Source organism: Rhizobium phaseoli (genome assembly GCF_001664385.1).
In the GTDB taxonomy this organism is placed as follows: Bacteria; Pseudomonadota; Alphaproteobacteria; order Rhizobiales; family Rhizobiaceae; genus Rhizobium; species Rhizobium phaseoli.
The window spans coordinates 3,587,485-3,609,023 of record NZ_CP013532.1 but is presented as its reverse complement, the minus strand read 5'-3'; the positions used below and the strand labels follow the sequence as shown (position 1 = coordinate 3,609,023).

General features: G+C 62.2%; 20 protein-coding genes. 10 read left to right on the top strand and 10 right to left on the bottom strand.

The window, feature by feature from the left end; all coding sequences use genetic code 11:
* Nucleotides 1–4: 4 nt before the first annotated feature.
* Nucleotides 5–478, bottom strand: a complete 474-nt coding sequence (locus tag AMC88_RS17410; RefSeq protein WP_012485020.1) for a cupin domain-containing protein — start codon at nt 476–478, stop codon at nt 5–7.
* A 92-nt stretch (nt 479–570) separates the two neighbouring features.
* On the opposite strand from AMC88_RS17410, the gene AMC88_RS17405 reads away from it, so the two are divergent.
* Complete coding sequence (locus AMC88_RS17405) at nt 571–1,107, top strand: carboxymuconolactone decarboxylase family protein (RefSeq protein WP_012485019.1); 537 nt, start codon at nt 571–573, stop codon at nt 1,105–1,107.
* Here AMC88_RS17405 and AMC88_RS17400 read toward each other — a convergent pair.
* A complete protein-coding gene (locus tag AMC88_RS17400) occupies nt 1,104–1,874 on the bottom strand; it encodes a TIM barrel protein (RefSeq protein WP_012485018.1) in 771 nt (256 codons plus the stop codon). The genes AMC88_RS17405 and AMC88_RS17400 overlap by 4 nt on opposite strands.
* A gap of 128 nt (nt 1,875–2,002) precedes the next feature.
* Here AMC88_RS17400 and AMC88_RS17395 point away from each other — a divergent pair, with 128 nt between their 5' ends.
* Both AMC88_RS17395 and AMC88_RS17390 read left to right on the top strand, forming a co-directional pair.
* Entirely contained in the window at nt 2,003–2,791 is a 789-nt protein-coding gene (locus AMC88_RS17395) for an SDR family NAD(P)-dependent oxidoreductase (protein ID WP_012485017.1), read from the top strand.
* Between the two features lie 196 nt (nt 2,792–2,987).
* On the top strand, nt 2,988–3,452 hold the full coding sequence (locus AMC88_RS17390; protein WP_012485016.1) for an RrF2 family transcriptional regulator: 465 nt from the start codon (nt 2,988–2,990) through the stop codon (nt 3,450–3,452).
* 53 nt (nt 3,453–3,505) lie between these two features.
* On the opposite strand, the gene AMC88_RS17385 is transcribed toward AMC88_RS17390, so the two are convergent.
* Nucleotides 3,506–4,630 (bottom strand): monooxygenase, encoded by a 1,125-nt coding sequence (locus AMC88_RS17385; RefSeq protein ID WP_012485015.1) that lies wholly within the window; start codon nt 4,628–4,630, stop codon nt 3,506–3,508.
* A 166-nt stretch (nt 4,631–4,796) separates the two neighbouring features.
* Between AMC88_RS17385 and AMC88_RS17380 the strand changes: the two genes are divergently transcribed.
* Nucleotides 4,797–5,573: a metallophosphoesterase gene (locus AMC88_RS17380; protein ID WP_170960041.1), complete on the top strand. Its 777-nt coding sequence runs from the start codon at nt 4,797–4,799 to the stop codon at nt 5,571–5,573.
* A 36-nt stretch (nt 5,574–5,609) separates the two neighbouring features.
* On the opposite strand, the gene AMC88_RS17375 is transcribed toward AMC88_RS17380, so the two are convergent.
* From AMC88_RS17375 to AMC88_RS17365, 3 genes are all read right to left on the bottom strand, one after another.
* The gene (locus AMC88_RS17375) at nt 5,610–8,795 is read right to left on the bottom strand and encodes an efflux RND transporter permease subunit (RefSeq protein WP_064825561.1); all 3,186 of its coding nucleotides are present in this window, start codon (nt 8,793–8,795) and stop codon (nt 5,610–5,612) included.
* Nucleotides 8,792–9,970: an efflux RND transporter periplasmic adaptor subunit gene (locus tag AMC88_RS17370; RefSeq protein ID WP_064825560.1), complete on the bottom strand. Its 1,179-nt coding sequence runs from the start codon at nt 9,968–9,970 to the stop codon at nt 8,792–8,794. The genes AMC88_RS17375 and AMC88_RS17370 overlap by 4 nt, the downstream gene beginning before the upstream one ends.
* 257 nt (nt 9,971–10,227) lie before the next feature.
* Complete coding sequence (locus AMC88_RS17365) at nt 10,228–11,769, bottom strand: cation:proton antiporter (protein WP_064825559.1); 1,542 nt, start codon at nt 11,767–11,769, stop codon at nt 10,228–10,230.
* Between the two features lie 235 nt (nt 11,770–12,004).
* Here AMC88_RS17365 and AMC88_RS17360 point away from each other — a divergent pair, with 235 nt between their 5' ends.
* From AMC88_RS17360 to AMC88_RS17350, 3 genes are read left to right on the top strand one after another with little or no spacing between them, the layout of a single operon-like run.
* Nucleotides 12,005–12,469, top strand: a complete 465-nt coding sequence (locus AMC88_RS17360) for a MarR family winged helix-turn-helix transcriptional regulator (protein WP_064822625.1) — start codon at nt 12,005–12,007, stop codon at nt 12,467–12,469.
* Nucleotides 12,462–13,682 (top strand): HlyD family secretion protein, encoded by a 1,221-nt coding sequence (locus AMC88_RS17355; RefSeq protein WP_064825558.1) that lies wholly within the window; start codon nt 12,462–12,464, stop codon nt 13,680–13,682. Before AMC88_RS17360 ends, AMC88_RS17355 begins: the two co-directional genes overlap by 8 nt.
* Entirely contained in the window at nt 13,675–15,216 is a 1,542-nt protein-coding gene (locus tag AMC88_RS17350) for a DHA2 family efflux MFS transporter permease subunit (RefSeq protein ID WP_064825557.1), read from the top strand. Before AMC88_RS17355 ends, AMC88_RS17350 begins: the two co-directional genes overlap by 8 nt.
* Nucleotides 15,217–15,254: 38 nt before the next feature.
* On the opposite strand, the gene AMC88_RS17345 is transcribed toward AMC88_RS17350, so the two are convergent.
* The 3 genes from AMC88_RS17345 to AMC88_RS17335 are packed head-to-tail and all read right to left on the bottom strand — an operon-like array spanning nt 15,255 to nt 17,186.
* A complete protein-coding gene (locus AMC88_RS17345) occupies nt 15,255–15,872 on the bottom strand; it encodes a DNA-3-methyladenine glycosylase (protein ID WP_081277737.1) in 618 nt (205 codons plus the stop codon).
* A gap of 50 nt (nt 15,873–15,922) precedes the next feature.
* Entirely contained in the window at nt 15,923–16,237 is a 315-nt protein-coding gene (locus tag AMC88_RS17340) for a hypothetical protein (protein ID WP_064822621.1), read from the bottom strand.
* A gap of 40 nt (nt 16,238–16,277) precedes the next feature.
* Nucleotides 16,278–17,186: a LysR family transcriptional regulator gene (locus AMC88_RS17335; protein WP_064822620.1), complete on the bottom strand. Its 909-nt coding sequence runs from the start codon at nt 17,184–17,186 to the stop codon at nt 16,278–16,280.
* 118 nt (nt 17,187–17,304) lie between these two features.
* Here AMC88_RS17335 and AMC88_RS17330 point away from each other — a divergent pair, with 118 nt between their 5' ends.
* The gene (locus AMC88_RS17330; RefSeq protein ID WP_012485005.1) at nt 17,305–18,048 is read left to right on the top strand and encodes an SDR family oxidoreductase; all 744 of its coding nucleotides are present in this window, start codon (nt 17,305–17,307) and stop codon (nt 18,046–18,048) included.
* Between the two features lie 228 nt (nt 18,049–18,276).
* Here AMC88_RS17330 and AMC88_RS17325 read toward each other — a convergent pair whose 3' ends face one another.
* Complete coding sequence (locus AMC88_RS17325; protein WP_037141039.1) at nt 18,277–19,188, bottom strand: LysR family transcriptional regulator; 912 nt, start codon at nt 19,186–19,188, stop codon at nt 18,277–18,279.
* 164 nt (nt 19,189–19,352) lie between these two features.
* Between AMC88_RS17325 and AMC88_RS17320 the strand changes: the two genes are divergently transcribed.
* Nucleotides 19,353–20,168, top strand: a complete 816-nt coding sequence (locus AMC88_RS17320) for an alpha/beta hydrolase fold domain-containing protein (RefSeq protein ID WP_037141037.1) — start codon at nt 19,353–19,355, stop codon at nt 20,166–20,168.
* A 46-nt stretch (nt 20,169–20,214) separates the two neighbouring features.
* Nucleotides 20,215–21,405 carry an efflux RND transporter periplasmic adaptor subunit gene (locus AMC88_RS17315; RefSeq protein WP_004675748.1) on the top strand — a complete coding sequence of 397 codons (1,191 nt, stop codon included), beginning with the start codon at nt 20,215–20,217 and terminating at the stop codon, nt 21,403–21,405.
* Nucleotides 21,406–21,539: the final 134 nt, after the last annotated feature.

Here is a 21,539-nt window from a genome sequence, read left to right as displayed (position 1 = left end):
GGCATCAGCGATGGATCGGGTCGATCCAGGGAACGTCTTCCGGCTTTTCGACCGGCTCGATATCGAGATTGACGACGACGGGCTCCTGGCCTGAGCGGACGAGCACGCATTCCAGCGTCTCGTCGCGGCTGGCATTGATCTCCTGGTGCGGCACGTAGGGCGGGACATAGATGAAATCGCCGGGGCCGGCCTCGGCGATATATTCCAGATGCTCGCCCCAGCGCATGCGGGCCTTGCCCTTGACGACGTAGATGATGCTTTCGAGATCGCCGTGATGATGGGTGCCGGTCTTGGCGTTGGCATGGATCGTCACGGTGCCCGCCCAGATCTTCTCGGCGCCCGCGCGCGCATTGTTGATCGCCGTCGCGCGATTCATGCCCGGCGTCTGCGCAGTGTTGGGATCGAGCGAATTGCCGGGGATGACCTTGACGCCATGTTCCCGCCAGTCGATGTGGTGATGCTCGTGATCGTCGCTCATGCCTTGCCTCCACCTTCGATGCAGACAATCTAGGCAGGCGCGGCGCGACGGCCAAGCGGATTTATCTTCGCGCATCAGAAAGAGGGCACCCGATGAGCCACCTGCCACAGATCGATTACGATACGGCCTCGGAAGAGATTCGGGCAGCGCATGACGAAGAAGTCAGGCTGCGCGGGCGGATGACCAACATGAAGCGGACGCTCCTGCATTCGCCGGTCGCCCATCGCATCTATGCCGAATGGTTCACGCTGCGGGCCGAGCTCGATCCAATCATCAGCGATCGCGAGATCTGGATCTTCTCGCATGCGATCTCGAAGGCGGCGAAATCGAAGATCGCCATCACCTTCTTTCGCCGGGCGCTGATCAACAAGGGATTCGATCCCGACGCGCTGGAGCTTTCCCAGACGGAGGCGCTGCTCGACGCCTTCGGCAGGGCGATTGTCGCCGATTCTAACGCCGTTCCGGGCGAGCTCTGGGCGCAGCTGAAGACGCGCTATGAGACAAAGGTGCTCGTCGATCTCGTCGCCTTCGCCGGCATCATGCTGGCGACCGCCGTCTTCAACAATGTCGTCGAAGTCGATTTCGACCCCGAGCTTGAAGCCTTTGCCGAAGGCGCAAACTTGAGCTAGCCGTCCAGCGAAGCAATCGCCGCCCTGACCGCGTCGGCGCCTGGTCTGATCGGACGGTATTCGAGGCCGACGGCGCCGTCGTAACCGTTGGCGAAGATCCAGTTGAGGCGGTGCGAGAGATCGATGCCGCCGGAGCCCGGCTCGTTGCGGCCGGGATGATCGGCGACATGGACGTGGAAGACACGGTCGAGACGGTCCTTCAGCACGTCTTCGGTGCGTTCGCCCATCACGGCGGAATGATAGATGTCGTAGACGATGCCGATCTCCGGGCGGGCGACGTCATCGACGATATCGAGGCCCTCGCGGGTGGAATCAAGGAAATAGCCGATATGGTCGATGCGGGTGTTGAGCGGCTCGACGCCTAGGCGCACGCCACTGCCTTTGAGGATATCGGCGCCGACTTTCAGCGTTTCGGTGAGCGCCCGGCGCTGTTCTTCGCGGCTGAAGCCCGCGAGGTCGTCACCCGCCTGAGCGATCAGCACCGGTGCGCCGAGGCGTCTGGCGACAGCGACGGATTCGGCAAGACCGGCCAGCCAAGCCTGCCGGTTCGCGGCGTCGGTCAGCGCAATCATCGGCTCGGCGACGAGGCTGGTGACCTCAAGGTCGGTTTCATCAAGCGCGGCCTCGACTGCGTCGAGATCCTTGTCGGTCCAGCGCCAGAATTCGACCGCCGTCAGGCCGCCGGTATGGGTACGGCGGATGCGATCCGGGATACTGTCGCCTTCTTCGGCAAACAGCCATTCTATGCAGGCTGAATAACGTCGCATGAAATTTCCTCCAATGTGCGGGCGCAGGCTGCGACAGATCGGAGCCTGCCGCAAGGCTTGACGCCCGAAATCATTGGCGAAACACTCGGCACATCGTGCCGGACCGCCGGCGGTTTCAGGAGGAAGATATGGATTTAGGATTGAAGGGAAAGATCGGCGTCATAACCGGCGCGTCGGTCGGCATCGGGCTGGCGATCGCAGAGGGGCTGGCGGCCGAGGGCACCAACCTGGTGCTTGCGGCGCGCGGCGGTGAGCGATTGGAGGCCGAGGCTGCCCGCATCGGCGAGAAATACGGCGTCAGCGCCACCGCCGTCGCCGCCGACGTGGCGACGGTTGCGGGAACGGAGGCGATCATTGCTGCGGCTGCGGAGAAGGGCGGCGCCGATATTCTCATCAACAATGCCGGCACCGGCTCGAACGAGACGGTGATGGAGGCCCCTGACGAGAAGTGGCAGGCCTATTGGGATCTGCATGTAATGGCCGCCGTGCGGCTGGCGCGCGGGATCGCGCCGCAGATGAAGCGACGCGGCGGCGGTGTCATCCTGCACAATGCCTCGATCTGCGCCATCCAGCCGCTCTGGTACGAGCCGATCTACAATGTCAGCAAATCGGCGCTGATGATGTTTTCGAAGACGCTCTCGACCGAGCTCATCCCGGACAATATTCGCGTCAACTGCGTCAATGCCGGCCTGATCCTGACGCCGGACTGGATCAAGACCGCCAAGCAGCTGACCGCGGAAAACGGCGGGAACTGGGAAGGCTATCTGCAGAGCGTCGCCAATGAGCATGCTGCTTCCAAACGGTTCGGCACGCCGGAAGAATTGGCGAACGTCTTCGTCTTCCTGAGTTCGGAACGGGCGAGCTACTGCATCGGATCGACTTATTTCGTCGATGGCGGTATGCTCAAGACAATCTGACGGCACAGCGCGGGCGATCGCGAGCGAGCGGCGCAATCGAGGAATGTCTCGATTGCCGCCACCGCTGCCGGCAGGACTGCAGATGTTGCCAATATAAGCTATAAATAATAGCTATTTTGTTGTATCTTCACGCTTTCGACGCTATTTGCCTGCTATTGGCGGGATAAATGTTGCGTTTTCGACAGGGCAATAGACAATGCTGACGAAAAAGGGAAAATACGGCCTGAAGGCGCTGGTCGATCTGGCGCGGCTGCCGCCGGGCGAGACTGCCTTCATCAACGACGTTGCCGCCCGCAACAATATTCCGAAAAAATTCCTCGATACGATCCTCTTGGAATTGCGCAATGTCGGCATTCTGCGTTCGAAAAAAGGACCCGGCGGCGGTTATTCCCTCTCGCGGCCGGCCTCCGAAATCCGCATCGGCCATGTCATCCGCACGCTCGACGGGCCGCTGGCGCCGATCCGCTGCGCCAGCCGCACGGCCTATGAGGCCTGCGACGACTGCGCCGATCCGGAAACCTGTCAGGTGCGGCGTTCGATGACCGATGTTCGGGACGCGATCGCCGCCATTCTCGACAATATGACCCTCGAACAATTCGTCGCAGCCGGCGGCCATGTCGAGGGCGCGACGGAAGATTTTCCGATCTCTGCTGCCAGCTGACATCGCTTCGTTCCATATCGTTCCGCATGACGGCGGCGCGCTGCCGCAATCTGTCAGTTTTCGGTTTTCTGCGAGATATACTCGCCCACGCTGCGCAGCAGTCCCTCTCGCGGCAGCGACAGCGCGTGAACGCGGGCATTGCGCCAATGGCGGTCGAGATTGAGCCCGATACCGGCTGATGCCTGCCCCGCGAGTTCGAATAGGGCGCTGGCGATGTTGAGCGCGGTTTCGCCGGCAATGGTCGCGGCCGCCGAAGCGGAAAATTGCGCGTCCGCTATTGCGGCTTCAACCGGGTTGACCTGGGCAAAGTCGAGTTTTCGGCCAGCCCGTTCCAAGGCCGCCGCCGTCGCTTCGATGCCGATGGCATGGCCGCCGAGGGCAGAGAGCACGGCGGCGTGATCGCCGATCGCTGCCATCAGGTCGGCCCACGCTGCGCGCGCTATACCGAGGCTTACGCCGGCCTTGAGCAGCAGGCGGAGCGACATGCCGGTCGAATATCCAAGCGAAGACGCCGGCGCGATTACATCGGCGTTGACACGGAGTGTGTCGGCAATGATCGTTGCCGATCCATTGGTGCGCTGGCCGAAGCCGTCCCAATCATCGACCACCTTCAGGTCTTCATCGCTGCCGGTGAGGTAGATCGTTACCGTGCGGTTGGGCGGAAGTGTTAGGGTAGCGGCAATCCAGTCGGCATAGAGGATGCCGGCCGCCTGCCGAGTGCGACCGCTGAGGCGATAGCCCAGGCCTTCCTCCGTTAGCTCGCAGCCTTCGGCGAAAGTGGCGAGCGCGAAGCGGTCGCCGAGCAGCACCCGGGCAAACAGCGAGGCCTTCAGATCCTCGCCGGCCTGAATGCGGAGCGTTTCCAGTGCGGAAAAATGATTTTCCAGAGTCTCGCCGATCGAGGCATCGGTCTCGGCAATGATCGCAACGATTTCGGCCAGCAGGGCATTCGGCACGTCGAGCCCTTCATGCTCGGGCGGAACGGTGATGGCCGTCAGTCCCGATATCGACAGCGCGTCGAGCTCGGCAAACGGCAGAATGCGGTTGATATCGCGTTCGCTCGCCTCGCGCCGGAATGCGGCGGCGAGGTTACGGGCTGTCGATATTGCCGCCTCCTCGCTTTCGATGCGATGCGCTGGTGGTCTCAGGCGGTCACGAAATTGCGATACGGTTCCCATCGATCACCCTTTCCTCGACGGACACCAGCAGTGAGGGATTTCGCTCCGGATGATAAGAACGGTTTTTCTAGAAAAAACCGATGCCTCGAATTTTCTCACCAACTTGATCGCCTCGGCCTTCACGCTACTTATGGTTAACCGGGGGCTTCCTTGATTGGGAAACATGATGAGCGACTCTCTTGCTCGCCGCAGCGAGGTTTCGAAAATGGCGCGCCAGCCGAGACCGCGTCTGACAATGGATATTGCCGATATCCCAACCTATGCCATCGGCGATATTCACGGCCGGTGCGATCTGCTCGTGCAGGCCGAGCAGGCGATCCTGCGGGATGCGGCACGGCTTCCAGGGCGCAAGCTGATCGTGATGCTCGGCGACTATATCGACCGCGGCCCGGAATCGGCGCAGGTCATCAACCACCTGATGGAGCCGCCGCCGGAAGGATTCGATCGGATCTGCCTTACCGGCAACCACGAGATGGCCATGCTCGATTATATCGACGGCTGGCTTTCCTTTGACGACTGGATGCGGATCGGGGCGGCGCAATCGTTGAAATCCTATGGGCTGGATCCGGAGCATCTGCCGCTGGTTTTCCCCTCGGGCGCGCAGCTCGACGCCTTCCTCCGTCATTCGCTGCCGCACACGCATATCGATTTCATGCGGGCGATGCCGATCATGCTGGACACGCCGAACGTCTTGTTCGTCCATGCCGGCATCGATCCGGTGCGGCCGCTTGCAGCACAGACGGACGAGGATCTGGTGCTCATTCGCCACCGTTTTCTCGACAGCCGGGTGCCGCTGCCGAAACTCATCGTGCATGGTCATACCCCGAACGACGAACCGGACATCCGGCCGCGGCGGCTCAATCTCGACACGCGCGCCTTTCGCAGCGGCAAACTCACCGTCGCTCGCCTGTGGCGGGGGCAGGTGCATCTGTTTTCCACCTAACAACCCGTCACCGGGAAGGTTGCGCCATCGCGTTAATCAGACCGTCTCCCTTTCGGTCGGGACGGCCTCGACCGGCCTTTCAACTGAGCGGTTGCGACGCCAGCCGCGCAGCACGACGTAGAAAACCGGCGTCAGGAACAGACCGAAGAATGTAACGCCCAGCATGCCCGAGAAGACCGCGGTGCCGAGCGATTGCCGCATTTCGGCGCCGGGGCCGGTGGCGATGGCAAGCGGCAGAACACCGAAGATGAAGGCAAAAGCCGTCATCAGGATCGGGCGAAGGCGAAGGTGGCTGGCCTCGATGGCGGCGTCGACCGGCGACTTGCCTTCGTCTTCCGCTTGTCTCGCGAACTCGACGATCAGGATGGCGTTCTTGGCCGCCAGACCGATCAGGACGATCAGGCCGATCTGCGTCAGGACATTGTTGTCCATGCCGCGGAGCGAAACGCCGATCAGCGCCGCCAGCACCGCCAGCGGAACGATGAGGATGATCGCGAGCGGCAGCATCCAGCTTTCATATTGGGCCGCCAGCGCCAGGAAGACGAAGATCACCGAAAGCGCGAAGATATAGACGGCCGTATTGCCGGTGTGAGTTTCCTGATAGGCGAGTTCGGTCCATTCGAAGGTTGTGCCCGGCGGCAGGATCTTGGCCGCCAGTTCTTCCATCTTCTTGATGGCGTCGCCCGTCGACGTGCCCGGCGTCGGATTGCCTTGGAGCGGCACCGACACATACATGTTGTAGCGCTGGACGAGCGCCGGGCCGCTGGAGTCCTGAATGTCCATCAGGGTTCCGAGAGGCACCAGCGCCCCCGTCGCCGAGCGCACCTTCAAGGAGAGAATATCTTCCTTGTCCATGCGGTACTGCCGGTCGGCCTGGGCGCGAACCTGGTAGACGCGACCAAACGCATTGAAATCATTGACATAGGCGACGCCGAGATTGATCGAAAGCGCATTGAAGATGTTGGGGATCGGCACATTGAGGAAGCGCGCCTTGTCGCGGTCGATTGACAGGAAGTATTGCGGGCTTGCATCGGAGAATGTCGTAAAGACCCCGGTCAGCCCTTCCGTCGTGGCCGCCGCCCCCATCATCTGGCGGGCAAGGCCGAGCACGCGTGTCATGTCTGCGTTCTCAAGATCGGAAATCTGCATCTTGAAGCCGCCGGAATTGCCGACGCCGCGCACGGAAGGCGGCGGAATGGCAATGATGAAGGCCTCCTGAATGCTTTGCAGCTTCATATAAAGCTCGCCGATGATCTTGTTGGCGTTCTCACCGCCTTCCTCGCGTTCGGCGAAGGATTTGAACGGCACGAATACGACGCCGGCATTGGAGGCATTGGTAAACGTCGCGCCGCTGAATCCGGCGAACTGCACGGCATTGCCGACGCCAGGCACGGTGCGGGCGACGTCGCCGACCTGTTTGACAACGGCGTCGGTGCGGGCGAGAGAAGCGCCGTCGGGAAGCTGCACGACAACGATGGCATAACCCTGGTCCATGGTCGGGATGAAGCCCGAGGGAACGCGCGTGCCGATGTACCAGGTTGCACCGAGCAGGCCGGCGAAGGCGAGCATCGAGCAGGTCAACCCTATCCAGCTGCTGACCAGATGCCTGACGACCCATGAATAGCCGGAGCTCATCCTATCGAAGCCGCGGTTGAAACCGTCAGCGAGACCCCTTCCGAGCCGGGTTGCGATATTCGGGCGTTTGGTATCGTGGTCGTGAGGTTTCAGCAATATGCCGGCAAGGGCGGGCGAGAGGGTCAGGGAATTCAAGGCCGATATCGCCGTGGTGACGGAGATCGTCACCGCGAACTGCCGGTAGAATTGGCCGGATATGCCGGGAATGAAGGCCGTCGGCACGAAGACGGCGATCAGCACGAGCGAGATCGCCACAACGGCGGTGCCGACTTCGTCCATCGTGACGTGAGAGGCCTGCTTGGCCGTCATGCCGCGCGCCAGGTTGCGTTCGACGTTTTCGACCACCACGATCGCATCGTCGACGACGATACCGATTGCCAGCACGAGGCCGAAGAGGGTCAGCATGTTGAGCGAAAAGCCGAAGGCCAGCAGAATTGCGAAGGTGCCGATCAGCGACACGGGAATGGCGACGATCGGGATGATCGCCGTTCGCCAGGATTGCAGGAAGACGAGCACCACGATTGCCACGAGAATGGCTGCCTCTGCGATGGTTCTATAGACCTCATTGATCGAATCCGAGATGAATTCGGTCGTGTCGTAGACAATGCGATATTCCAATCCCGGCGGGAAATTCTGCGAAATGTCCTTCATCAAGGTCTGGACCTGATGCGCCGTGTCGAGAGCATTGGTTCCCGGTCTGGCGAAAATGCCGAGCGCAACCGCGGGGTCGTTGTTGAGATAGCTGTTGGTGACGTAATCCTGTGCGCCGAGTTCGATACGGGCGACATCCTGCAACTGCACCAGCCGGCCCGCTCCCGTGGATTTGACGATGACATAGCGGAATTCGCGCACGTCGGAGAAGCGTCCGTCGGTTCGCACCGTATATTCGAAGGCGTTCTTGCCCGTCACCGGCGGCGCGCCGATCTTGCCGCCGGAGACCTGGACGTTTTGATCTCTCAATGCGGAAACGACGTCGTCCGATGTCATGCCGTAGGCGGAGAGCTTTTCCGGATCGAGCCAGATGCGCATCGAATACTGCCGTTCGCCGAAAATCTGAACATCGCCGACGCCATCAAGGCGCACGAGCACATCACGGATGCGGTTGCGGGCGTAGTTCGAGACGTAGAGCTGGTCGTAGCGGTGCGACGGCGACAGCAGGTGCACCACCATCATCAGGTCGGGCGAACTCTTGTCGGTGGTGACGCCGAGCCGCTGGACTTCCTCGGGAAGGCGGGGGAGCGCGATGGAAACACGATTTTGAACGAGCACCTGCACCTTGTCGAGATCGGTGCCGAGCTTGAAGGTGATCGTCAGCGACATGGCGCCGTCGGCGCTGGAATAGGAAGACATGTAAAGCATGTCTTCGACGCCGTTGATCTGCTGTTCGAGCGGCGTCGAAACCGTGTCGGCGATGGTCTGCGGGTCGGCGCCCGGATAGGAGGTGCGCACGACGATGGTCGGCGGCGCGATCTCCGGATATTGGGAGACCGGCAATTGCGTATAGGCAATGCCGCCGACGACGAGAAAAAGTATCGAGATGACGGCCGCAAAGATCGGCCGGTCCACGAAGAAGTGCGCAAATCTCATTGTCCGTTCTCCGCGCTGGCGGCTTCCGGCGCAGTGTCCTGCCGCTCCTGCGGCAGTTCGCTCATCTGAGGCGTGATCTTCGAACCCGGCCGGGCGCGCATCAGGCCGTTGACGATAATCGTCTCCGTGCCGTCGAGGCCCTCACGGATCACACGGTAGCCGTAGAGCCGCGGTCCGGGCCGCACGGGCTTTGTCGAAACCTTGCCATCGTCGGCGACGACATAGACGACGCGCTCATTCTGGTCCGAACCGATCGCTTCGTCGGGGACGAGAATGGCCTTGTAGGTGTTGGAGGCTGCGACCTGCACCCGCCCGAACAGGCCCGGCTGCAGGACGAGATCGGGATTTGCAAGGCGGGCGCGGATGCGAATGGTGCCGCTTTCATTATCGACACGGTTCTCGGCGAAATCGAGTTTTCCCTTGAAGGGTTTGGCAGTGGGATCAGAGATCGTGACGGAGACATCCACGCCGCCGCCGCCCAGTTGGAGGTCCGTGCCCATCTTGCGCGCGGTGTCGGCGAAATTCAGCAGGCGGCGCTCGTCGACGTCGAAATAGAAATCGATCGGATCGAGGGAAACGATGGTGGTGAGCACCGTCTGGTCAGCCTGCACGAGATTGCCGGTCGAGATCAGGCGGCGGTCGATACGGCCGCTGAGCGGTGCCTTGATCTCGGTATATTCGAGGTCGAGCGCTGCGCGATCGGCGGCGGCCTGAGCGCCGCGGACATTGGCCTGGGCGGAATCAAATTCGCGGCGGCGATCGTCCAGCGTCTGTGCGGACTGGCTGCCGCTCGAAGCAAGCGACTGGGCGCGCTTGTACTGAGCGTCGGCGAAGACCAGGGTGGACTGCGAAGCCTCCAGCGCGGCCTTTGCTTGGTTGAGCGCGGTTATGAACGGCCGCTGGTCGATGACGAAGAGCAGGTCGCCCTGCTTGACCAGGGCGCCATCCTCAAAATGGACTTCCTGCAGATAGCCGCCGACACGTGAGCGCACGGAGACTTCGTCGACCGGCTGGAAACGTCCGATGAACTCGTCGCTGTCGATGACGTCGCGGACAACAGGTTTTGCGACGGTGACGGGAGGAGGGGCGGCCGGAGCGCCCTGCGCCATCGCGGCCAGGGGCATCAACACTGCGATGGAGCCAAACGCCAATATCCGTCGAAGCACGTCCGTCATAACGGTCCCTCCAAGCTCGGCGGCCGATCGACTGCCGCCCAATCCAAAATGAAGTGATGCTATTCGTGTCTTGTTTTGGAACGAAGGCTGCTGCCCTCGTGATTTCTCCCGGCGTCCAATCCCTGGGAAGGAAAGCCGGCATGCGATGCACGTCGGAAAAATCGTCACTGCGGAACTGGATATAAACGGCAGCGGCGAAAAATAGCAAACGCCAATTATCCCCTTTCTCGCAACCACGAAGACTTCACGAGACCCTGTCAACTCTCGACGATCTCGTCGCGACCGGGCGGCAGAACGGCAAGCTCGGCCCAGTCGAGCTCCTGCTCGAGAATGTGGAAGACATCGTCGTCGATCTCGTCGCTGCGGCGCATCGCGGCCAGTTTGCGGCGTTTCGCAACGATGACGCGGCGGCGCTGCTTATCAAGCTTGCTGACTTCGCGCGGGTGTTTGCCGTCCGCGGCGATCTCGCGCTCGGAGGTATAGACGTCGCGCAAGATGCGAGTGGATTTGTCCAGGCCGTGAAGCTCGGCGAGCGCCGCATCGATCAGTGCGATGCGTGTTCGGGTGAGGTCGCGGTCCAGCGACGTATCCGGATCGAAATTCAGGAAGCGGATCAGCGGCCCGAGCGTCAGCCCCTGGACGACGAGGGTGCCGAGGACGACGGCAAGCGCGCTAAGCAGGATGATGTCGCGATCGGGGAAGTCGATCGGCAAGGCGAGCGCCGTCGCCAATGTGACGAGACCGCGCATGCCGCACCAGCCGGCAATGAGACTTGTGGCGAAAGAGGGGGCGGCCTGTCTCGTAGAGCCGCGTGCAGCCAGGACGGTGACCACGCGGTTGTAGAGGAGCACCCAGGCCAGGCGGACGGCGATGACGGTGACGAAGACCGCGGTGGCCAGGATGATTGCGAAATTCAGGCGGCCCGGTTCGAGATCGAGAACGATCTGGCGGACCTGCAGACCCATCAGCAGGAAGGCGAGCACGTTGAGCAGGAAGACGGCGGCTTCCCAGACAGAATAGGAATGAATGCGGTGGCGGGCCGTCTGGCGCTCGGGCATGTAGCGGGCAATCACCATCGCATAGGCGACAATCGCCAGGATGGCCGATAGATGCAGCCGTTCGGCGATGACCCATGTGCCGAAGGTGGCGACGAATTCGAGCAGGGTGCCGCCGAGCGTGCCGGCGAGCTTCAGGCCGACGACCATGTAGAGACGGCCGAGGAGATAGCCGAGGATAATGCCGCCCGGTACCGCCAGCGTGAGTTCGGCCAGGACGCCGGTGAAGAAGGCGGGATTTGCGACGGCGGCAACGGCGGCGCTGAAAATCAACAGCGCCACGGCATCGTTCAGCAAGCTCTCGCCTTTCAGGATCACATAGGTCTGGCGCGGTAGGTCGAAGCGGTCGAGCATGGCGGTCGCGGCGGCCGCGTCCGGCGGCGCGACGATAGCGCCAAGTGCTATGGCTGCGGCAAGCGGCAGGCCGGCGATCGTCACGCCGACGGCGGCGACGGCTGCGGCCGTCAGGATTACGGCGATGCCGGCGAGCGAGACGAGCGGCAGCCAGTTGCGCTTTAATGTCCGCGGCGGCAGATCATAGGCGGCGTCAAAAAGCACGGGCGCGATCAACAGCGCCAAGGCGAGTTGCGGATCGATTGCGACATTGGGAGCCCAGGGAACAGCGGCGACGATGATGCCGGCGATCGCCAGCATGGTCGGATAGGGGATGCGGAATTTCCTGGAGAATTGCAGGAAGACGATCGCCACCAGCAGCAGCGTCAACATGCTTTCGAAGAACGCCATTCGAGCTCTCCTGTGCACCTCCTGTAGAGGCAATCCTTCCGCGAAATTAGGGCTGAGGCGTGCCATGGCCACTGTCCGGTGCGTGACGGACCGCAAGAGGGTTCAGGCTCCAACGCGGGCTGCGGCATTTTGGCCGCGATTGCGGAATTTACCTTTCCCGCTCTTGTGCGCTGCACATGCTCAATATATCTACCCACATCATAAGTATGCTTATAAATAGCCGGCATAGGTTTTCATGAACGCCACGCCCACACTCGGTTTCCTTCTCCACGACGTCGCACGGCTGCTGCGCAAGCGGTTCGAGCAGCGCGCGAAGTGCCTTGGACTGACGCGGTCGCAATGGCAGACGCTTGCCTACCTCTCGAACAATGAGGGTATCCATCAGAGCGGCCTGGCCGAAATCCTCGAAATCGAGCCGATCACGCTGGTGCGCATCCTCGACAAGCTTGCCGAGCGCGGGCTGATCGAGCGCCGGCAGCACCCGACCGACCGGCGCATCTGGCTGCTGTACATGCGCGAGGAGGCGCATCCGTTGCTCGCCGAAATGCGCGAGCTCGGCGATGTGACCCGCGGGGAGGCACTAGAAGGCGTTTCGGCGGAGCAGCGCGAGCAGCTCTACCAGATCCTGTCCGCAATGAAGACGAACCTGGTGCAGGCTTGCCGGACACCAGTTGAACAAAATGAGATGAACGATGGCTGATCAACCCACCCTCCGCGTCGTTGCCGACGCCAATGCCAAGACATCCGAAGAAAACAAGGTCAAACAGCAGAAAACGGTAGCCGAAGCGCCTTCATCCAATTCAGCGCCGGCTGCCGCCGTGGCTGCGCCTGGCGGCAACAAGGTCCGCCGCCGGCGCAGTCTTACGCGCCCGGTCCTCTTCGCCCTGCTGCCGGTGGCGCTCGGCGTCGGCGGTTACTATTACGTCAATGGCGGCCAGGTGATGTCGACCGACAACGCCTATATCCAGGCCGATATGGTCGGGGTCACCACCGATGTCTCGGGCATCGTCGATCAGATCAATGTGCATGAGAATGAAGCTGTCAAGGCGGGGCAGGTGCTCTTCAGCTTGAGGGCAGATTCCTTCAAGATCGCGCTCGATGGGGCCAAGGCGCAGCTCGGCGTGCAACGCAACCAGATCATGAATCTCAAAGCCAGCTACCAGCAGTCGCTCGCCGAGATCACCCAAGCACAGGCCGATCTGCCCTATTATCAGGATCAGTTCGACCGGCAGCAGAGCCTCGTCAACAACGGCAGCGCCACGCAGTCGGCCTATGACGAGGCCAAACACAATCTGGAGGCTGCCCGGCAGAAGGTGACCGTTGCCAAGGCGGAAGCCGCAACGACGCTTGCTCAGCTCGGCGGCTCGGCCGACCAGCCGATCGAGGAGAACCCGCTTTACCTGCAGGCCAAATCGAATGTCGACAACGCCCAGCGCGAGCTCGACCACAGCGTCGTCAAGGCGCCATTCGACGGCATCGTCACCAATGTCAACGCGCTGCAGGTGGGCTCCTATCTGCAGGCCTCGCAGCAGGCCTTCTCGCTTGTCGCCACGGATCACCTGTGGATCGCCGCCAGCCCGAAGGAAACCGAGCTCACCTACGTCAAATCAGGGCAGATGGCCGAGATCTACGTCGACACCTATCCCGGGGTGACGTGGAAGGGCAAGGTCGAGAGCATCAGCCCGGCTTCCGGCTCCAGCTTCGCGCTGCTGCCGGCGCAGAACACCACCGGCAACTGGGTGAAGGTCGTCCAACGCATACCGATGCGGGTCACCATCGAGGATGTGCAAGGCAAGCCGCCGCTTCGCGTCGGCATGAGCACGGTGGTCGATGTCGATACCGGCCACGCCCGTGGCCTGCCTGACTTCGTCAACAAGCTTCTGGGGCGGACTCAGGGCAAGGATCATGAGTAACGCCTCCGCATCCTCGACGAGCCCGGTCGCCAATCGTGGCGCGATCACCGCCTGCGTCGTCCTCGCGGTCATCATGCAAGCGTTGGACACAACAATCGCCAATGTGGCGCTGCCCTATATCCAGGGGAGCGTGTCGGCCTCCGCCGACCAGATCAACTGGGTGCTGACCTCATACATCGTCGCAGCAGCGATCATGACGCCGCCCTCGGGCTTCCTCGCGGCCAAGTTCGGCCGCAAGCGCGTGCTGCTTGTCGCGATTGCCGGTTTCGTCGGCGCTTCCGTACTTTGCGGCCTGGCGCAGTCGCTGAACCAGATCGTCGCCTTCCGCCTGTTGCAGGGGCTGTTCGGCGCATCGCTGGTGCCACTTTCCCAGGGCATTCTCCTCGATATTTATACGGTCGAGGAGCGCGGCTCGGCCATGGCCCTCTTTGGCGTCTCGGTCATGGTCGGGCCGGTTCTCGGGCCTGTTATCGGCGGCTGGCTGACCGACAATATCAGCTGGCGCTGGGTGTTCTACATCAACGTGCCGATCGGCGCGCTCGCCTTTGCCGGCATCGTCGTCTTCGTTTCGGAAACGAAGAGAGATGCGCTCGCCAAGCTCGACTGGTTCGGCTTCGGGATGATGAGCCTGTTCATCGCCTCACTGCAACTTTTCCTCGACCGCGGCGAGCAGCTCGACTGGTTCTCCTCCGGCGAGATCGTGCTTGAATCGATCATCTGCGCCGCTGCCTTCTATCTGCTTCTGGTGCACACACTGACGGCGGAGAAATCCTTCGTCAATCCGAAGCTGTTCCTGGATCAGAACTTCACAATCAGCATGATCTTCATCTTTGTGATCGGCATCACCTATCTCGCCTCGCTGGCACTGATGACGCCCTATCTGCAGACACTGATGGGCTATCCCGTGATCACCGCCGGCATCGTCATGGGGCCGCGCGGGCTCGGCACCATGCTCTGCATGTTCATCGTCGGGCGGCTAATCGGCAAGATCGATACGCGCTGGCTGCTGGTGCTGGGGCTCGGCCTCACCGCCTGGGCGATGTATGACATGACCGGCTGGACGCCTGACGTCTCACAGTGGACGATCGTCTCCGTCGGTTTCATCCAGGGTGCCGGACTCGGCTTCCTGTTCGTGCCGCTAACGACGATCGCCTTCGCCACGCTGCCCGCCCATATGCGCGGCGACGGCACCGGCCTCTACAATCTGTCGCGCAACATCGGTTCTTCCGTGGGCATCTCGATCGTCTCGGCGCTGATCGTCGAGAACACGCAGAGCAATCACGAATCGATCGCAGCCTATGTAACGCCGTTCAACCACGCCTTCAACGCGGTGGCGGCGCAGGGGCTCAGCCCGCTGACGGCAGCCGGGCGTGCCTCACTCAACGAGATCATCACGCTGCAATCGACGATCATCGCCTATATGGACGATTTCAAGCTGTTGATGCTGATGTCGCTCGCGGTCGTTCCGCTTGTGTTGCTGCTGCGCAAGCCAAAGGCGGCGCCCGCCGTCGATCATAGCGCGGTGATGGAATAGGCTCTCGAAAACCGCTGCAAAGGGTTACCGGTAATTGCTCAGCGAAACGGCTTGCTGAGATAACGCGATCCCTGGATGCCGAAGCGCCATGGCACCTCGGCATTTTTGGTGATGCCGATTCGCTTTCCCGAAACGATCGGAACCGGCGCGGAGGGCGTCAGCGCATAGGGCGGGCGGTCGAGCAGCCTGTCGTTGATCTCGATGTCGATGCCGAGCGCCTGGCAGAGTTTACCGGGGCCGCTGCAGAGCGCCGTCAGCGCATCGGTGCCGCGCCGCTCCATCATCAAAGGGATTTCGGTCTCCGGCTCGAGCGCCCGGATCAGCACGGCCGATCCCGGATGGCAAACGAAGTTCAAGCACCAGTACATACCGTAAATGCGGTAGATATAGACAGTACCGGGCCGGCCGAACATGGCGCCGTTGCGCTTGGTCGGCCCACGGAAGCTGTGCGAAGCCTCGTCATCGGGGAAATAGGCTTCCGTCTCGGTGATACGGCCGCCGGCGCCATTGACGGTTAGGTGGCAGCCGAGCAGAGCGCGGGCAACAGTGATCGCGTCGCGCTCGAAAAACGCCTTGAGGCTTTCGCCGGCGAGCGCATCGGCGCCGATCGCGCCGGCTTTCGTTCCACCATCGGTCATGGCCGACGCAGATAACATTCGACGTGGCTGCCGTCATCCCAAAACCGCTCGCAGTGGAGGGGCGGGCATCAGTGACCGGCATTCGGATCGCGCATCGGGATCGAGGAGACCGTCACCGACACCGGATCGCTAGCCGGGAAGGAATCTTCCAGGCCCTCTTCCAGTTCTTCTTCAAGCAGGGCGGGATCCTTGCTGCGCGCGCCGTCGCCATGGGCGGGTTCGATCGCTGTCGCAAGCAGGGCTCTGGCGCGGGAGACCGCATTTTCCGAGGTCAATTCGGGCGTGCTGCGCAGCGTTACGGCAATGCTGTTTTCGCCGTCGCCGCCGAATTCGACGACGAAGCCGTCTTCCGTCTGGTAGACAGTGATGTCGCTGAGTGCCATAGCCTTCCCCCCAAACGCGCTTACATTAGCAAGGCGCGTTTTAATGATGCCCGCTTTCCGGATTTTGTCGAGCGAAGACCTTCACCAGCCAGTCGATGAAGACGCGCACGCGCGGTGAAAGCTGGCGGTTGCGGGGATAGAGCAGGGATACCGGCGTCGGGGTCAGGGGGAAATTCTCGAGCACGTGAACCAGCCTTCCCTCGGCGAGATCGTTTTCCGCGTGATAACGCGGGATCTGGATCAGGCCGAGGCCCATCCTTGCTGCGGAAATATAGCTTTCGGCGGCGTTGACGGCGACGGCCGCGGGAAGGGTGATATTGCGCACCGCGCCGTCGACGATGAATTCGAGCGGCAGCAGAGTCCCTGTGCTGCTGGAGCGGAAGCCGACCATGCGGTGGCCGGTCAGCCGGTCCGGATGCTGCGGCAGGCCGTGGGCGGCGATGTAGGCGGGGGAGGCGAGGGTGATCTCGTCGAGCATGGCGAGACGGCGGGCGACCATGTCGCTATCCCCAGGCGTACCGACGCGCACCACGCAGTCGATGCCTTCGCGCACCAGATCGACCAGCCGATCGCCTTCGCTCATATGAAATTCGATCTCCGGATAGGCATCGAGAAAGGACGGCAGGCTCGGCAGCACGAAGTGACGCGCGAGCGTGCCATGCACATCGACGCGCAGCAGCCCCTTCGGTCTGACTCCGGCAAAAGCCCCTTCGGCATCCTCGATGTCGGCGAGGATCGACAGGCAGCGCTGGTAATAGGCCTCGCCGTCGAGCGTCGGGCTGACATGGCGCGTGGTGCGCTGGAGCAGGCGTACGCCGAGGCGGGCCTCGAGCTGCTTGACCGCATCGGTGACGGTCGAGCGCGGCAGGCCGGTATCTTCGGCGGCGAGGGTGAAACTGCGACGCTCGATGACGCGGCAGAACACACGCATGGCATCGAACCGGTCCATCTGTTTGTTCGCTCTTCCCGGATAATGATGCCGAAGAATGCACGATTATCCGCTCCAACAAAAGGCGCATCTTCTTTCCATCGAAAACGCGCTGCGGCGCAGATGAAGGAGAAGAACAATGACTTCCAACCAAAGCAGCAAGGTCGCACTGGTTACCGGCGCTTCCCGCGGTATCGGCGCGGCGGTTGCCAAGCGCCTCGCAAGAGACGGTTTTACCGTCGTCATCAACTATTCCGGCAATGCCGCGCCGGCCGAGGACCTCGCCCGGGAGATCGAGCAGGCCGGTGGCGAGGCGCTGACCGCGAAAGCCGATGTCAGCGATGCGGACGCCGTGCGCCGCATGTTCGATGCCGCGGAAGCCGCCTTCGGCGGCGTCGACGTGCTCGTCAACAATGCCGGTATCATGATGCTCTCCTCGCTCGCCGAGGCCGACGACGAAACCTTCGACCGCCAGATCCGCGTCAACCTCAAGGGCACCTTCAACACGCTGAGGGAGGCCGCCAGGCGTTTGCGCGACGGCGGCCGGGTCATCAACTTCTCGACCTCGATCGTCGGGCTGAAGCTTGAGACCTATGGCGTCTACGCCGCGACCAAGGCGGCCGTCGAAACGCTGACGGCGATCATGGCCAAGGAAATGCGCGGCCGCAACATCACTGTCAATGCGATTGCGCCCGGTCCTGTCGCCACCGATCTTTTCCTCAACGGCAAATCGGAGGAACTCGTCGCCCGCATGGCGAAGATGAACCCGCTGGAGCGCCTCGGCACGCCCGAGGACATCGCGTCGGCGGTCGCCTTCCTCGCCGGCCCGGACGGCGGCTGGGTCAATGGCCAAACGCTGCGCGCCAATGGCGGTATGGTCTGACGACGGCGACGTCATCGCGATTATGTGAACAGTGCTTGTGGGTTTTCCCTCTTACAATCTTATGGAGAGTGCTTATAACTGCTTTATCGCGAGAGAGTGGAGTTCCCTGACGCTCTCTTCCGAACCTCCAGAGCCTGCCGCGTCGTTCTGCGGCGCGACAGGCCCGATGTTCAAATATTGCGGCCCGTCGAAGGTTCCCCTCCTTCCGGGCCGTATCTGTTTTGCCGGTCAATAGTCGTTCAGCCTGGCCTCGACCAGAAGCTTCACGAGCCAGTCGACGAAGACGCGGACCTTGTTGCTGAGGTGGCGGTTCGGCGGATAGACGACATAGAGCGGGATGGGATCGCGGCGCCATTCCGGCAGCACGCGGACGAGTTCGCCCCGCCGCATCGGTTCGCGCGCCATGAAGGTCGGCACCTGCGCGACGCCGAGCCCCGTCAGTGCCGCGGTCAGATAGGTGCGGCTGTCGTTGACGGAGGCGATGTAGCGCGGGTTGGTCTCGATCGTCTCGTTGTCCCTGCGGAATTCGAAGGGTAGCGTGCGGTTGTTCTGAGCGCGGAAATAATTGACCGAGTAGTGTGCGGCCTCCAGATCCTCAGGGCGTTCGGGCATGCCGAATTTCTGGATGTAGCTCGGCGAAGCACAGGTGACGAGTTCCATTTCCGAAACGCGCCGGGCGATCAGCGACTGGTCGGCGGGCGTGCCGGCCCGCAGCGCGCAATCGACATTTTCGACCAGATAATCAACCGTGCGGTCGCTGACGCCGAGGTCCAGACGGATATCGGGATAACGCTGATAAAAGTCGCACAGCGCCGGGACGACGATCGCGTCAGCAAAGGCGCCGCTCATCTCGACGCGCAGCCGCCCGCTCGGCAGGCTCTGCGAATTGGACAGGCTGCCGTCGAGTTCCTCCAGTTCGGAGATAAGCTGGGCGGCGCGTTCGTAATAAAGCGCGCCATCCGTGGTCACCATCACCCGGCGCGTGGTACGGTTCAGAAGCTTGGTGCGCAGATGCGCCTCCAGGCCCTGGATAAGATTGGTCACCGTCGCCTTGGGCATGGCGAGCATGTCGGCGGCGCGGGTGAAATTGCCCGTCTCCACCACGCGGATGAAGACACGCATTGCCGAAAGCTGATCCATCGGTTTCAAGTCCGCAGTTTGCGTTGCACCATTATTCGAGAATCGGAACAGTGTAATCGCGATATCGCTCCTTATTCCCTCTTCTGAATAACAATATCTTTTTTAGACAAAATGCAAGCGACAGGCGTTGTCTGTTTGTCGCAACGCGCACAGAGGCCGCAGCCATGACGGTGGAATGGAAAGATATGATGCTGGACAAGGTGGCAATCGGCCCCGTTTCCGCACGCATCTACCAGGGCGCCGATTACGGCAAGGGGCCGCCGATCGTGCTTTATCTGCATGGCGGCGCGTTTCAAGATCAGGAGACAAATGTCGATCGGCCGGTGGCGATCAGCCTCGCCAAGGCTGGCGCCATCGTCGCCGCCGTCGATTACAGCAGTCTGTCCGGCAATCTGTTTCCGAAAGTGCTGGAAGTTTCCTTTTCCGTTTTCACCTATCTCGCCAACAAGCGCGCAGCCGGTCTTGGTGACCGCAAGTCGCTGCTGTTCGTTGCCGGTGAGGAGGCAGGCGGCAACGTCGCTGCCGGAGTGGCGCTGAAGGCGCGTGACCAGCTGCCCGACGCGCTCGACGGTCAGGTGCTGATCTCGCCGCTGCTCGATCCCTTCATGGGCACCTCTTCGATCCGCAAGGCGGAAGCCATCGGCATGCGCCAGCGCTGGACAGAAGGCTGGAGTCACTACTTAAGCGGTGGCGGCTGCCACCCTTACGCAGCACCTTGCCTCTGTTCGCGTCTTTCAGGCGTCGCCCCGGCGCTGATCTTTACCGCCGAGGACGATCCTCTGCACGACGAAACAATTGGTTACGGCGCCCGCCTGAAAAAGGCAGGTGTCGGTGTGCGCCAGCATGTCCTTCCCGCCGGGACGGGCTGGCCCTCGATTTATGGTGGGAAATCCGGGGAAACGCCCGATTGGCAGGAACACGTCAGCCGCCATTTCGGAAGTTTCCTTCAGGACGTGAGCGTCCAACCGCAATTGCATTGAAGAAGATCTGATATTTCGGCGGCTTGAGGCCGCAAGGAGAGTACTGATGACGTCCAGAAGCAAGCGCTGGGCCCTGGTGGGCGCCGGCATAGGCCTTATTGCGTCGGTTTCCGGCGCTGCATTGTTTTTCGAATTGCCGATGAGCACGACCGCCACGGCCGCGTCCGCGCCGGCGCAGCCTCCCGCCGTGCCGGTGACAGTTGCCGTCGTCGCGGCGCGCGACGTGACGGCCTGGGAGAGTTTCTCCGGCCGCCTCGAAGCCGTCGACCGCGTCCAGGTTCGCTCCCGCGTCGCCGGTGCTATCCTGTCTGTGGCGTTCCGCGAAGGGGCGCTGGTCAAGCAGGGCGATCTGCTCTTCACCATCGATCCCGCTCCCTATCAGGCGAGCGTGGCGCAGGCGCAGGGCCAGGTCGCTTCGGCCGAAGCCAAGGTCAGCCTGGCGCAGACCGAACTCGATCGCGGCCGCAGGCTTTCCGACAACCGCACCATCTCCCAGAGCGATCTCGATCAGCGCCAAAGCGCGCTGGCCGAGGCGCAGGCAGGATTGCGTTCGGCGCAGGCGGCATTGCAGTCGGCCCAGCTCGATCTCGACTATACCGAGGTGCGGGCGCCGGTGTCCGGCCGTATCGGCAAGATCGAGGTGACCGCTGGCAATCTGGTTGCGGCCGGCTCGGCTTCGCCGGCGCTGACGACGCTCGTTTCGGTCGATCCGATCTATGCGAGCTTCAATGCCAGCGAAGAGATGGTGACGCGCGCCCTTGCCCAGCTGCCGCAGACCGACAGCGCTCTGCCGCCGGTCGAACAGATCCCGGTCGAGGTCGGCACGCTGGCCGACAGCGGCACACCGATCAAGGGCAAGCTGCAACTGATCGACAATGAGGTCGACGCATCAAGCGGCACGATCGGCGTGCGCGCCGTCTTCGACAATCCGGGCGGGCGTCTGATCCCCGGGCAGTTCGTGCGGGTGCGCATGGGCCAGCCGAAGGCCGAGAACAAGATCGTCATCAGTGACCGTGCCGTCGGCACCGACCAGGACAAGAAGTTCGTCTTCGTCGTCGACGGCGAGAACAAGGTGGCCTACCGGCAGGTACAGCTCGGCACGCTGTCAGACGGTCAGCGGGTGGTCGAAAGCGGCCTGAATGCCGGCGAGAAGATCGTCGTCAACGGTCTGCAGCGTATCCGTCCGGGCGCCGTCGTCATCCCGCAGATGGAAGAGAAGGTCGCGACCGCTCAGTAAGACTGCGCCCTCCCCGGGGCAAGCGATGCCTCGCCCGGGGAGGGTCTATGCCCGAAATGATATGACCTGCCGGTGGCTCCCAAGCTGCCGGACAGGGATTTTGCATCCATGTTCACCCCGGAGAGGGCTTTGAT

Excerpts from the sequence above, each read along its gene's own strand:
- AMC88_RS17345 (WP_081277737.1), bottom strand. The coding sequence starts at position 15,872 with ATGTTATCTGCGTCGGCCATGACCGATGGTGGAACGAAAGCCGGCGCG.
- AMC88_RS17330 (WP_012485005.1), top strand. The coding sequence starts at position 17,305 with ATGACTTCCAACCAAAGCAGCAAGGTCGCACTGGTTACCGGCGCTTCC.
- AMC88_RS17335 (WP_064822620.1), bottom strand. The coding sequence starts at position 17,186 with ATGGACCGGTTCGATGCCATGCGTGTGTTCTGCCGCGTCATCGAGCGT.
- AMC88_RS17380 (WP_170960041.1), top strand. The coding sequence starts at position 4,797 with ATGAGCGACTCTCTTGCTCGCCGCAGCGAGGTTTCGAAAATGGCGCGC.
- AMC88_RS17410 (WP_012485020.1), bottom strand. The coding sequence starts at position 478 with ATGAGCGACGATCACGAGCATCACCACATCGACTGGCGGGAACATGGC.
- AMC88_RS17400 (WP_012485018.1), bottom strand. The coding sequence starts at position 1,874 with ATGCGACGTTATTCAGCCTGCATAGAATGGCTGTTTGCCGAAGAAGGC.
- AMC88_RS17385 (WP_012485015.1), bottom strand. The coding sequence starts at position 4,630 with ATGGGAACCGTATCGCAATTTCGTGACCGCCTGAGACCACCAGCGCAT.
- AMC88_RS17405 (WP_012485019.1), top strand. The coding sequence starts at position 571 with ATGAGCCACCTGCCACAGATCGATTACGATACGGCCTCGGAAGAGATT.
- AMC88_RS17360 (WP_064822625.1), top strand. The coding sequence starts at position 12,005 with ATGAACGCCACGCCCACACTCGGTTTCCTTCTCCACGACGTCGCACGG.
- AMC88_RS17315 (WP_004675748.1), top strand. The coding sequence starts at position 20,215 with ATGACGTCCAGAAGCAAGCGCTGGGCCCTGGTGGGCGCCGGCATAGGC.
- AMC88_RS17365 (WP_064825559.1), bottom strand. The coding sequence starts at position 11,769 with ATGGCGTTCTTCGAAAGCATGTTGACGCTGCTGCTGGTGGCGATCGTC.
- AMC88_RS17350 (WP_064825557.1), top strand. The coding sequence starts at position 13,675 with ATGAGTAACGCCTCCGCATCCTCGACGAGCCCGGTCGCCAATCGTGGC.
- AMC88_RS17320 (WP_037141037.1), top strand. The coding sequence starts at position 19,353 with ATGACGGTGGAATGGAAAGATATGATGCTGGACAAGGTGGCAATCGGC.
- AMC88_RS17355 (WP_064825558.1), top strand. The coding sequence starts at position 12,462 with ATGGCTGATCAACCCACCCTCCGCGTCGTTGCCGACGCCAATGCCAAG.
- AMC88_RS17325 (WP_037141039.1), bottom strand. The coding sequence starts at position 19,188 with ATGGATCAGCTTTCGGCAATGCGTGTCTTCATCCGCGTGGTGGAGACG.
- AMC88_RS17370 (WP_064825560.1), bottom strand. The coding sequence starts at position 9,970 with ATGACGGACGTGCTTCGACGGATATTGGCGTTTGGCTCCATCGCAGTG.
- AMC88_RS17375 (WP_064825561.1), bottom strand. The coding sequence starts at position 8,795 with ATGAGATTTGCGCACTTCTTCGTGGACCGGCCGATCTTTGCGGCCGTC.
- AMC88_RS17390 (WP_012485016.1), top strand. The coding sequence starts at position 2,988 with ATGCTGACGAAAAAGGGAAAATACGGCCTGAAGGCGCTGGTCGATCTG.
- AMC88_RS17340 (WP_064822621.1), bottom strand. The coding sequence starts at position 16,237 with ATGGCACTCAGCGACATCACTGTCTACCAGACGGAAGACGGCTTCGTC.
- AMC88_RS17395 (WP_012485017.1), top strand. The coding sequence starts at position 2,003 with ATGGATTTAGGATTGAAGGGAAAGATCGGCGTCATAACCGGCGCGTCG.